Origin of the sequence: Gottfriedia acidiceleris (genome assembly GCF_004138285.1) — a bacterium.
GTDB lineage: Bacteria > Bacillota > Bacilli > Bacillales > Bacillaceae_G > Gottfriedia > Gottfriedia acidiceleris_A.
In genome coordinates, this window is record NZ_SCFN01000031.1 from 1 (window position 1) to 11,309 (window position 11,309).

Below are 11,309 nucleotides of genomic sequence, written 5' to 3' on the forward strand. Positions count from 1 at the left end.
TTTATTTGAGATTTAATATTTGAGCTTTAATATAGTTTTTTCTAAATCAACTTTCGAATGCGATACTTTAATAGAAAATCGCTTTTTCTTATTCAACATAATGGCAGATTAGCTTAAAAAGGAATGTTATTATTGGAGTAGATGAGAATGCTTTTAAAAGGAGTTTTTATGGATATAAAAGAGTTCAAAAAATTCGTAGACGAAGTTCTTCTAGCCAACGGGATGAAAAAAAGAAGAAGTAATTATTACTTTGACAATGAAGATATTATTTCTGTTTTAGGTTTACAAAAAACTAGCTACACAAACGGATATTATCTTAACTTGAGCTATGTTATTAAAGATTTGAACACTAAGGAAATCTCTAATTACACTAATGGTAATATACGTCTTAGTTTCAAATTTAAATATAATAGAAAGTTAACAGATCTTATCGAAATTCATAATGTGGAAAAAGAACTATTAATTGAGCAATTTGATAAGAATATTAACAAATACATACTTTCGATAAAGAGCATATCGGATTTACAAAAGTTACTTAAAAAAGAACCTGAACTCTTATTTCATACTACACTTGAAACAAAAAAATTCCTTGATATTGATTAATTCTTATTCAATTAACGCTTGCTTTGTTGAGCAATCAATAAGCTGTTTCGATAGCTTTTTTCTATCTCAAGTAAACGAAAAGATAGTTTTAGGAAAATTAATGATCTGAAATAAAAATAAGCACCCTTCAATTGAATGGTGCTTTTAAACTTATTTATTTTGTTAAGATGGACGTATCGTGAGTGGAATCTTTGCAACTAGTCAATACATAGTTCAATTCGGTCTCTACAATGGTTTTGCAAATTGTTGCATAAATTTTTTTATCTCCGAAATTGTCTCTTCTTGTGTCAACAGTCGAGTAAATCTCTTTTCCGTTATAGTGTAAATCATGTAAAATTGGGTCGCCTTCAGTAGTGTAATGAACCACTCTAACTTGGTCGGGTTCCCCTTTCTTAACATGGTCTAAAAATGTTAGAAACTTTGACTTATTCTTCACTTCTCCATGGGTATCTATTACATCATCAACTGCTGGCTTATAATCAGGAAGGGTTTGTGCAGAATTCGATTTGTGTGTACCATTACAAGCAGCTAACCCCAAACATAGAATAAAACCATTCATTCCCATCATTAGTTTTCTTTTCATTTTTTTTATCAGCCCTTCATCTAGTAAATTAATTATAAATTCTAGAATTTAGATAATTTCCCTTTATTTATCTAAAACTATGAAAAACTCTCTGTATATCGTGATCCTTGTTTAACTATAAAAAGGTTATATTCCCTTAGCTACAGCATTCTAAAGTATATAAATAATTTTGCTTAATAAAATGGTCTATATTGGGGGTTCATTTAATTGACTTGTAAAGAGTAGTTCTAAAAGACAATTCAATAGTTGTTATGATTATGGTAAAATTTAGTAAAAATTAAAGTCAGTAAATTTTCAAACATTCAATTATTGATTATTTGTAAAAATGATTGAGGTAATAGATTTCTGGGAAAAGAAAGGGGAAATTAATGAATAATAGAAGTAGTTTAATCTTCTTAATAATAGTCATTTCACTGATTTTGGCTAGTTGCCAAAAGGATAGTAATTCAATGCAAACAGGTAAAGTTATTAAGGAAAATTTCAAACTAATTAGTAAGTCACCTGGTGTAAATACAGTCTACAATCTTTCATTAAAAATGAAAAAAGATGAAACGTTTGATGTACAAGCTTTCATTGATATTACAAACACTTCGAAAGACAAATTGAATTCTGTTGAACTATATTTTATACCAAACATGTTTACAAAAGAAAACTCACCCACACTCCAACATCCGTCAAAAATCCGCATACAAAGTATTCGTGTAAATGATATTCATTCACCATACAACCTTGTTGAAGATCAATTAACTATTCCATTAAAAACAACTTTAGAGCCTGATCAAACAACTAGTATATCAATCTCTTATTCATTTACCTTACCTGACAATGGTTTTCGATTTACGAAACAAAGTGATAACTTTTATCTAGCACAATGGTACCCTATGGTTCCGACTTACATAGAAGGGAGAGGATGGAATAAACTTCCTTACCAGTTCAAGGGCGAATCATATCATACAGCTTTCAGTAACTTTAACCTAAAATATGAAGTGCCAAATGAATACACCGTTATCACAACTAGTGACCAAGATGAACTTTCAAGCAAACCTTCGAATCAATTAAGTGTCCAAAATGTAAAAGAAGTCTTTGTTGGAATCCTAAAAAAGCCAAGCGTAATTAGTAAAAAAGTTGGTAAGATTGATATTAGATTATTAAATTTTAATGAAAGTGATCAGCAGGTTGCTCTGGATACGGCAACTAAATCATTGGTATACTTTCAATCAATAATAGGTCCCTATCCATTTAAACAATTGGATATCATTGCAAGCGATGCTGGGATGGAGTATCCAGGGGTTGTAACTGTTGATTCAACTGGTAGAAGTATTAATACAAGAAGTATGATTGTTCATGAAATCGCCCATCAATGGTTTTATGGAGTAATCAGCAATGATCCCTATCATGATGCATGGTTAGATGAAGGGTTTGCATCATTTGCAACTAGTTTATTTTTAGCAGGAAAAAAGGAAATTCCCAATTATAAGCTGCCTATTAAGTTAGAACCAAAACCTTCTAATCTATCAATTGATCAATATATGCCTATTGAATACTCCAGTTATGTGTATGGTCAGTCTGCCAATGAATTATTGAAAATATTTAATGCACACGGTGGTCGTAAAACAATGGAAAGGTTTTTAAAAGAGTATTTTGCTTACTATCAATATAAAGAGGTGGATACAAAAGAATTTCTGAGGTTTATGAAATACGAACTGAGAATAAAAGAAGATAAAATATTTGAAAAATGGTTGAATGTTGCCGAAAGCTAACCAGTAGTGGTTGGTCCAATCTTAACAATCCACCGTTTACAACGATGATTAGAAGAAGTTTATGAATTTCTAATAAAACAACTATAACTACATTTTCAAATTTCATCTGCGAAGGTTAATTTTCGATTTAGAGTTAACTATCAAGTATTTGTTGAAAATAGTTCGATTTACTTTGTGGATTAATCTTTATTGATTTAAATGAGTATAGTTTAACAAGTAAAGGATTAATTGAGTATTAAATTGAATTTAATTAAGATGAGTAGAATTACTTTAAAAGTAATCTATATCATGAGAAATGGAAATTTAACAGCTGGTAACGGATAAAATTTTTTAATCGAGATTATGTTTCACTGTATTATTTTAGCTACTTAAAAGTAATATTTTACAGATGTAAATACTATGTTTTTATCTAAAGTTCGAGAGTCATAGTATATGACTCTTTTTTTTGTAGATTGTTCTTAATTACATGATAACAAGCAATTTACCTTACATTATTTGGAAAGTAAGCAACAATTTCATGAGAAACATTAAAAAAATTTAAAAAAGTATGTAACTTTTCATTCACTCAAACGTGTTTTATATGAAGGGGGGAAGAGATGGAGAACGAGACATTAGAAGAAATTTATGAAGCATATGCCAAGGAAGTATCACGTTATTTGTTTTCCATTTCATTAGATTATGAAATTACTGAAGAAGTAGTTCAAGAAACATTTTTTCGGGCATTTTTACAAATTGAGAAACTGAGAAGTGAACAAATGAAACCTTGGCTATTTAAAGTAGCGTACAATTTATTTATTGATAAGAAGAGGAAAGAGAAAAGACTTATACATAAAGATCTTGATTCTTATGATGTTGCTAATAATTCTTTAACGATTGAAGAGCAATTGTTAATGAAAGAACGACTTCAATCGATACTTATTAATATAAGAGAACTGCCAGAAAAACAAAAAAATGCATTATTACTGGTATCTATTCATCATTTTACATATGAACAAACTGCACAAGTAATGGGGATTTCTGAATCGAATGTCAAAATTTTAATTTTTCGTGCTAGACAAACTTTAAGAAATAATGAGAGAGGTAATGGTAATGGATGAGAATTTTAGAGAAAAGTTAGAGGCTTATACGAATGGGAAACTCTCTGAAAGTGAAAAAATTCAATTAGAAAATGAACTTGATAAATTGGAAATATATCAATCTTATTTAGATGAAATCATGCAAGGGGATGATAGCACTAAACAAAAGAATAATAATTTTAATGAAAAAGCTTTAATCAAGAAAGGAATATGGAAAGCTCGTATACAAAATGCTTTAACCGCACTCTCCATTTTGTTATTAATTGGTTGCGCATGTTGGTCAATCACAACGATTTTTTATTCTTGGGGTGAACCAGATCGTGCTTCTAATTATTCTGAAATTATTCGGACTTCATTTGAAGCTACACATCCAAATGTCACAGTAAATGATAGTATTCAAAGTGGCATTTTAAAGCTGTATATCGATGGAGAGCTTAATAAACAATTAGGGGATGGACAAAAGAATATAGGAGAAGTAAAATCATCCTTTTTCTTCGGGTTACCAACAATAAATATTTCAAAACAAGTTCAACCTGCTCCATTTTTTATTTATCCAGAACAACAAAAGAGTATTCAAATAGATAATGGATTCAAAAGATTAGAGCATTTACCAGAAGGTACAGTATCAGAATTATATATATCTTTTTCTGATTACCTTACCACAGATGCTACATTAAAATTGCTTGAAGGTAAAAATTTGCTACCTGCTTGGTTTGCAGTAGATACTGGCATTGACAAAAATAGAAGTGAATGGATCGAACCTTCACTTGGATTTCCGTACTATGGATTTAATTTGCAAAAAAATGAAAAAGTAATCTCAAAAGAAAAATCGGGGAATGGGTTTGTGACCACTGAAATTACAGGTTCAGTAAACTTGGGGCTTGAATCTTATGGAGATGCGGCTAAAAGAAATAAAGAATTCTTAGATGTGTTAGATTTAATGAATTCAAATAAATTAATCTCTCAAAATGTAGCATCTTTTTCTAAACAGAGATTGCAAGAAAAAACAAACTACATCAAAAGAAATGGTGTAAGGATCTATGGAGTTGTTGTCACTGGTCCAACAAAAGAACTTTTAAAATTACAAAAAGAAAAATGGGTAGGAAAAGCAAGTGTAGGGGATGTTGCTTTTTGGAATTGGAATGAATCAAAATAAAAAATAATTATGAAACGTAACAAATAATTTTATGTAAGACCTAATTGTTTACTAGTTTAAATGACAATGAAGAGACTAGGGGGAGGAAAATGTTGAAAAATGCATCTATTTTAGGTGTCTGTACAAGTGTAGTAAGTATTTTATTATGGGTTGTTTTGAATTATTTTAATCCCTATTCAAATAGTACAGAAACCGATGTGGTGACACGTACTGCAATTATGTTGTTTTTTCCTGCTTATTTAGCATTATTTGCTTCATTAACTTATAGGAAATGGATATTACTACTTGCTTTTATTTGGTCGCTTCCTATTAGTTTATACATGGCTCTTACGCCTGGAATCTTTGCGGTATTTGGCATTACAAGTCTATGTTATTTAATTAGTTTTATACTTATGCGAAAAGTAAAGAGATGAAATTCTTGTCTTTTTCAACTAACGCATTGCATTAGTTAGACTACAAGATCGGCTGTTTAGTCGATTTTTTTATTCAACAAAATGGCAGTTTAGTTGCATAAGGAATTACCAGAGGAAGTTCAAAGTTATTAACTCCAGTAATGGTTACGTATACAAATTAGTAAATTTATCTTGTTATTAGAATGAATTAAAATTCCCCCAAGTTGTTTGTTTGATGTCACATTAAATTTAGCCGAAATGTAGCTTGTTCTATATATTTTTAAGACTTTCGACATAATTAACTTTCAATATTTAGTTAATTTTACAAGTATCCAAGCAAAAAAACCCCCAATTTACTGAAAATTAAAAAAATATTAAAATATGAATATCGAGTGTTTGGTTCAGCCAAATGTATATGAAACAAGGAGGTTCTGATAAAACGTATTTTTTTTACTTATGGTTTGATTTAAACACGACAAACTGGAGGTTTTATATGAAGAAAATTTTCATTCTATTAAGTTGTACGCTATTTTTATTCGGATGTTCAATGAATACGAAAACAGAAAGTAAAAATCCTCAAACTGTTGCGGTTGTTGGGATAACAAGTATCGATACGAGTATTCATACGGCAGATACAGATCGTGATTTAATTGAGGAAATTGAAAAAGGATTCAAAGCAAAAAAATTGCAATCTGGTCAAATCGAAGTGCAAGCGTCTAATTTAACATTATGGTTTATTAATGATGTAGGGAAGAAAGAGGAATTTACTGTAAATTATAATCAAAGTTTGGTATCAGGCAACGGTGGAAAAGTTTACAAACTTGATTCAAAGACAATCCAATTACTACAAGAACAATTTATAAATTAAATTTATTCAACTAACGCATGCGTTAGTTACATAAAGAAATATTTGCTTTATTCCCTTGTCCTAGATATAAATACCAATTCATATACTATATCGACGAGATTGGAGGGAAAAAGATTGGAAGAAACATCACATATTTGGTCAATAAAGAAGAAAATAATTTATATACTTTTTGCTATTATATTTGCTCTTATTGTAGTTCTTTTAGCAGGGGATACAAGTGAATGGGGAAACGAAAATGAACAAATGATGTTTGATTTCTTAACAATGTTTACAATGATTGTGTGTTTTTTAGTATATTTTGACGAATTACGTTCTTTATTATTGAAACATTGGATAAGAACATCATTTAGTAAAGCAATTTTAATTGGTTTTTCGGTTGGATTAATTAAAATTTCTCTAGCAAACTATATAATTCTTAGATTCCCTAAAGTTGTTCATGCTGGTACAGATGCTTATCACGGCGGAATAGGTAACACTCTAATTGAAGGATTGCTGGTTTGTGTAACTGGTCCATTCGAAGAAGAAGTACTTTTTCGATTGTTAATTTATGCAATTATATTTAGTTTGGTTTTATTAATCTTTAAAGTCTATTCACATTATAAAAAAATACATAAGATAGTCTTAGAAGAAAGAGGAAAATGGATAGCTGCCGTGATATTTGTAATAGTAAGCTCCTTTGTTTTTGGATACCTTCATGAACCTAGCTTTAGTCCTTCTTTGTTGATGTACTTGGTACCAGGAATAATTTATAGTTTGTTATTCTTACGTTACGGTTTACTTTCTTCATTTGCCGCGCATATAACTAATAATACCTTCAGTAGCTTAACGTTTATGTTATTTTTACAATTTTTCAATTAAAACGGATAAGTTATATAAAAAATACAGAAATTAATTAAAACTTTCCTGCCTAAAACTTAAATAAAAAGTAGCCAATGGCTGCTTTTTATCTTCAACTAACGCATGCGTTAGTTGCATAACTTGATCGACTGTATAGTTGATTTTTTTTTGTGCTAAATGGTAGGTTCGTTGAATAAGAAAGTAGAATTAATATAAAAAATGATTGGTTGGAGGATTAAATGGAACAAGTTAGTTTTTCGAATAATCCTTTTCTTTTTGTAAAAGCAGAGAAATCTTTCTTAATTCATAGAAAATTAATTAAAGCTCTTTTGCCAGAAGCCGATGTCCAGCACGTTGGAAGTACAGCCATCCCTAACAGCCTTACAAAGGGTGATTTAGATATACAAGTGCGTGTTATTCCTGAGCAATTCGAAAAAGCAGTTAAAGCACTTGCATCTGTTTTTGAACTTAATGAAGGTAGTATTAAAACTGACTTGTTTAGAGCATTTAAAAATGATTCGATCGATTCACCTATAGGTTTACAACTAACTATTATTGATTCTGATTTTGATTTCTTTTGGAAGTTCCGAGATCTTTTATTATTAAATGATGAGTATAGAGTAGAGTATGATAATTTAAAAAGGAGGTTCGAAGGAAGGGGTATGGATGAATACAGGGAATGCAAAAACAAGTTTTTCGAAAAGTTAATGCATTCTCCTGAATATAAAAAAATATGACACAGTAATTCATAAAATAATATTATTTAGTTTTAGTACAACAAATCCTTTGTGAAGCAATTAATAAAAGTAGATTATTCTTCAATTTAAACTTATTATATGACTTTTATAATATTCTTCACATGCTTGATGTGTAGGTTCACTTATATTTAGTTCTTTTATTGATCTCTGAAAATATTCTTCAACTTCAAAAATATTAAGTGGTTCGTTAAATGATGCCAAGTTAATTAATGAGTCTGTTATGTAATCATTTAATAGCATTTCTATAGCCCAATTCACATAATCACTAGATGTTACTTCATTTTCGTAAATTTTAAAGTACAAAATGTTTGTATTCATGATAAATACCCCTATAGTTTTAGCTATTTAAATAACTCTTAAATATTTTATTTTCTAATAAGAAAGTTTAAATGAACAATTGATTTATGCATTAACTAGCACATCAGACTTCTTTTTTCATTAAATCATGTAAAAAAAAGTCCTCTTTTTTATGACAATTAACAGAATAAAATAAATCTAATTCAGTGAGATCTCTTAGTTTATGAAATATATGTGCTTGTGAAAAACCTAAAACATTTTTATCCTTAATTAGTAATTTTAAATGTTCTTTCTCTTTCCCAAAATATTGAGATGATGCTATTTTAGTTGCATTACTTTTAAAAATTGGTTTTGGCATGCCCATTCCATAAGGTTCTAATATAGGCAAGTCATTCATTAATTCTCTTGGAAATGTGTGAATGGGTATGTTGCTAATATAAAACTGTTTTGGTGAACTGATATGCTGTTTTAAAGCTTCATTTTGGATTTTAGATCGGAATAAATTAACCTGGCTTTCGGTTAGATTGATCGAAAAACCAGCTGCCATTGGATGTCCCCCGAATTTCTTCAATAAATCCTCACAACCAGAAATACAATTAATAATGGAAAATTGACTTCCTTGTAAACTTCTTGCTGAACCTGTTCCGTCACTAGAGATAACAATTGTTGGCTTTTTATAATAGTTTGATGCTCTGGAAGCAAGAATCCCAATAATCCCTTTATGAAAATCCCCGTTTATCACTAAAACGTCATCGTTTAATAAATTTTCACTCTGTATTTTTTCTTGAATCGTCAAGAATTGTTCGGCTGTTACTTTTTTTCGTTTCTCATTTAATGCAATGAGTTGGTCAATTTCTTCATTAGTTGGATCAGTAGAACGAAGTATGGTGGCAGCAAAATTTGGATCACCGATTCGTCCGCACGCATTAAAAATTGGACCCAACGTAAATCCAAATGTTGAACTATCAACTGTTTTAATCCTTAATTTATCTAATATTTTTTTAAATGCAGGATGAGGATGATTTTTTATTTTTCGTAATCCATGCCAACAGATAATTCGGTTTTCTCCAATTAATGGCACGACATCTGCGATTGTTCCTAAAGTTGCTAAGTCAAAAAATTTAAAAGATTCACCAATCCATTCTCGATTTAACTCATGATAAATAGCTTGTACTAGTTTTAATGCAACGCCTGCTCCACATAAGTTTGGATTCGGATACTTATTATCTTTTCGTTTTGGATTAATAAAAGCCAAACAATCAGGTCTTCCATTCAATACTTCGTGATGATCAGTGACTATTACATCAATTCCTTTTACTTTTGCTGCTTGTAAAGCGTCATGTGCACTTGACCCATTATCAACTGTAATAATAAGTGTATAAGATTTTGATAGATTGTTAACGATTTCTTTTGATAATCCGTAACCTTCTGTTCTTAAAGGTAGTCGTGTGTCTACCTGACCACCCATTTCAATTAAAGCCTGGCTTAATATAGTCGAAGAAGTCATCCCATCGCAATCATAGTCTCCAAATACTAGAATTTGTTCTTGCCGAGAAATAGCTTGTAAGATTCGGGGAACTGCAATACTCATTTCATCTAGCAAAAATGGATGATGCATCGAATTAAGTGAAGGAATGAGAAAATCTCCCAGTTTTTTAGATGTATTTATCCCTAAATGGAATAAATGTTGAGTAATGGTTGGATAAAGACAATATTGTGATGAGAGGTAGCGAATCATTGCAAATTCTGTTTCATCTTCAATCGGTTTAATTTTATTCCAGTTCATAAAGTACCTCCGAATTTAGCTTTCATATGTATAGAATGGACGACATGAAATGAAATTATTCTTGTATAAAAACATTTTATTTTTATTTAAAAATGTTATATGTACTCAAAAACTAGTCTAAATAATGTTTGGAGGTAATAAATAAAAGGTTCCTTAATATATTATTAAGGAACTTAATGAAAGTAAGAGGAAATTGGAAGGTGTTAAAGGGGATAAGGATGAAAATAAGACAATGTAGTTTTATGATTGTGCTATTTATTTCAATATTTTTAGCTGGTTGCAGTAAATCTGTAATTACTGATGGTAGAACAAATGTAACAAAAGAAATGGATCAAATAATTTCAGATTACATTATTGAACAATACAAAGGGCTATACCCACCAAGCGAAAAACAATTTGAAGTACATAATGTGTATGGAACGGAAAAAAAGAATGATAATTTGATAGTCTACTTTTATTCCCTTTTCGGTACCTATAATTTGTCAACAAAAACAGAAAGTCAAGCTGGTCATTCTTTCCCTGCTTTGATTAAATTGAAGCGACAAGGATACTCCTATTCAGTTGTAGAATATGAAGAGCCAGATGAAGGTGATCCTGGGGTTTCATTAAAAAGAATGTTTCCTCGTAAGTATGAAAAGCAAGTTAGAAATAACCAGGGAGATCTTGAGAAATTAGATTTACAGATGAAGAAAAAGGTAAAACAATGGTTAGCAGAAAATAAATAATGTGGAGAGGGTTGGCATAAGCTAATCCTTTTTTTGTGATTTTAATCTGAATACAACAAGATGAGATGAATTTTTATTTGCATGTACATAGGCACAAAGGCAAGCACACGGCACATATAATTTAATACGGTATGTGCGAAAGCACTTAACCGCCCTGTATAACAACCATAAGAATTATACAAAAGGGAAGGGCGGGGTAGCATGGTAAACGATAATTCAAAGGATAACGGTGCTACATCAGCTCCAAATAAACCCCTTGGCACAGTTATTTTACGAAATAAACCCAACATCAATTTAATAGCGAAAAGTGTTATGATAGCCTTTAAAAACGGTACTACAGTAAAAAAGTAGTCCGTTTTTTTTATTTCTAACTCTTTTCTGGATTAGATAAAGGAGGTTAAGCTAACAAAAATTTATTTGATGAAATACCTTTTTTAAAGTACATTATTTAAAAAATTTAGTACCTAC

General features: G+C 30.2%; 12 protein-coding genes. 9 read left to right on the forward strand and 3 right to left on the reverse strand.

Annotation, left to right across the window (positions count from 1 at the left end; all coding sequences use genetic code 11):
- The first annotated feature begins 147 nt into the window (after positions 1 to 147).
- Positions 148 to 603: a DUF4304 domain-containing protein gene (locus tag EP747_RS22655; RefSeq protein ID WP_165347235.1), complete on the forward strand. Its 456-nt coding sequence runs from the start codon at positions 148 to 150 to the stop codon at positions 601 to 603.
- Between the two features lie 154 nt (positions 604 to 757).
- Here EP747_RS22655 and EP747_RS22660 read toward each other — a convergent pair whose 3' ends face one another.
- The gene (locus tag EP747_RS22660; RefSeq protein ID WP_129692252.1) at positions 758 to 1,186 is read right to left on the reverse strand and encodes a DUF4362 domain-containing protein; all 429 of its coding nucleotides are present in this window, start codon (positions 1,184 to 1,186) and stop codon (positions 758 to 760) included.
- A 368-nt stretch (positions 1,187 to 1,554) separates the two neighbouring features.
- Here EP747_RS22660 and EP747_RS22665 point away from each other — a divergent pair, with 368 nt between their 5' ends.
- From EP747_RS22665 to EP747_RS22695, 7 genes are all read left to right on the forward strand, one after another.
- The gene (locus tag EP747_RS22665) at positions 1,555 to 2,946 is read left to right on the forward strand and encodes a M1 family metallopeptidase (RefSeq protein WP_129692253.1); all 1,392 of its coding nucleotides are present in this window, start codon (positions 1,555 to 1,557) and stop codon (positions 2,944 to 2,946) included.
- A 596-nt stretch (positions 2,947 to 3,542) separates the two neighbouring features.
- Entirely contained in the window at positions 3,543 to 4,043 is a 501-nt protein-coding gene (locus tag EP747_RS22670; protein WP_129692254.1) for an RNA polymerase sigma factor, read from the forward strand.
- A complete protein-coding gene (locus tag EP747_RS22675) occupies positions 4,036 to 5,178 on the forward strand; it encodes an anti-sigma factor (protein WP_165347236.1) in 1,143 nt (380 codons plus the stop codon). Before EP747_RS22670 ends, EP747_RS22675 begins: the two co-directional genes overlap by 8 nt.
- Positions 5,179 to 5,267: 89 nt before the next feature.
- Positions 5,268 to 5,591, forward strand: a complete 324-nt coding sequence (locus EP747_RS22680; RefSeq protein WP_129692256.1) for a hypothetical protein — start codon at positions 5,268 to 5,270, stop codon at positions 5,589 to 5,591.
- Between the two features lie 472 nt (positions 5,592 to 6,063).
- Positions 6,064 to 6,438, forward strand: a complete 375-nt coding sequence (locus tag EP747_RS22685; RefSeq protein WP_129692257.1) for a hypothetical protein — start codon at positions 6,064 to 6,066, stop codon at positions 6,436 to 6,438.
- Positions 6,439 to 6,552: 114 nt separating this feature from the next.
- The gene (locus EP747_RS22690) at positions 6,553 to 7,296 is read left to right on the forward strand and encodes a CPBP family intramembrane glutamic endopeptidase (RefSeq protein WP_129692258.1); all 744 of its coding nucleotides are present in this window, start codon (positions 6,553 to 6,555) and stop codon (positions 7,294 to 7,296) included.
- A gap of 218 nt (positions 7,297 to 7,514) precedes the next feature.
- Positions 7,515 to 8,012, forward strand: coding sequence for a GrpB family protein (locus tag EP747_RS22695; RefSeq protein WP_129692259.1), 498 nt, complete (start codon positions 7,515 to 7,517; stop codon positions 8,010 to 8,012).
- 81 nt (positions 8,013 to 8,093) lie between these two features.
- On the opposite strand, the gene EP747_RS22700 is transcribed toward EP747_RS22695, so the two are convergent.
- Both EP747_RS22700 and recJ read right to left on the reverse strand, forming a co-directional pair.
- Complete coding sequence (locus EP747_RS22700; RefSeq protein ID WP_129692260.1) at positions 8,094 to 8,351, reverse strand: hypothetical protein; 258 nt, start codon at positions 8,349 to 8,351, stop codon at positions 8,094 to 8,096.
- Between the two features lie 103 nt (positions 8,352 to 8,454).
- Complete coding sequence (gene recJ / locus EP747_RS22705; RefSeq protein ID WP_129692261.1) at positions 8,455 to 10,116, reverse strand: single-stranded-DNA-specific exonuclease RecJ; 1,662 nt, start codon at positions 10,114 to 10,116, stop codon at positions 8,455 to 8,457.
- Between the two features lie 218 nt (positions 10,117 to 10,334).
- Between recJ and EP747_RS22710 the strand changes: the two genes are divergently transcribed.
- Positions 10,335 to 10,841 (forward strand): hypothetical protein, encoded by a 507-nt coding sequence (locus tag EP747_RS22710; RefSeq protein ID WP_129692262.1) that lies wholly within the window; start codon positions 10,335 to 10,337, stop codon positions 10,839 to 10,841.
- Positions 10,842 to 11,309: the final 468 nt, after the last annotated feature.

Bases quoted from the DNA above. Each gene is read 5' to 3' on its own strand.
- EP747_RS22655 (WP_165347235.1), top strand. From the start codon at position 148: ATGCTTTTAAAAGGAGTTTTTATGGATATAAAAGAGTTCAAAAAATTC.
- EP747_RS22695 (WP_129692259.1), top strand. From the start codon at position 7,515: ATGGAACAAGTTAGTTTTTCGAATAATCCTTTTCTTTTTGTAAAAGCA.
- EP747_RS22680 (WP_129692256.1), top strand. From the start codon at position 5,268: ATGTTGAAAAATGCATCTATTTTAGGTGTCTGTACAAGTGTAGTAAGT.
- EP747_RS22675 (WP_165347236.1), top strand. From the start codon at position 4,036: ATGGATGAGAATTTTAGAGAAAAGTTAGAGGCTTATACGAATGGGAAA.
- EP747_RS22660 (WP_129692252.1), bottom strand. From the start codon at position 1,186: ATGAAAAGAAAACTAATGATGGGAATGAATGGTTTTATTCTATGTTTG.
- EP747_RS22670 (WP_129692254.1), top strand. From the start codon at position 3,543: ATGGAGAACGAGACATTAGAAGAAATTTATGAAGCATATGCCAAGGAA.
- EP747_RS22710 (WP_129692262.1), top strand. From the start codon at position 10,335: ATGAAAATAAGACAATGTAGTTTTATGATTGTGCTATTTATTTCAATA.
- EP747_RS22665 (WP_129692253.1), top strand. From the start codon at position 1,555: ATGAATAATAGAAGTAGTTTAATCTTCTTAATAATAGTCATTTCACTG.
- recJ (WP_129692261.1), bottom strand. From the start codon at position 10,116: ATGAACTGGAATAAAATTAAACCGATTGAAGATGAAACAGAATTTGCA.
- EP747_RS22700 (WP_129692260.1), bottom strand. From the start codon at position 8,351: ATGAATACAAACATTTTGTACTTTAAAATTTACGAAAATGAAGTAACA.
- EP747_RS22685 (WP_129692257.1), top strand. From the start codon at position 6,064: ATGAAGAAAATTTTCATTCTATTAAGTTGTACGCTATTTTTATTCGGA.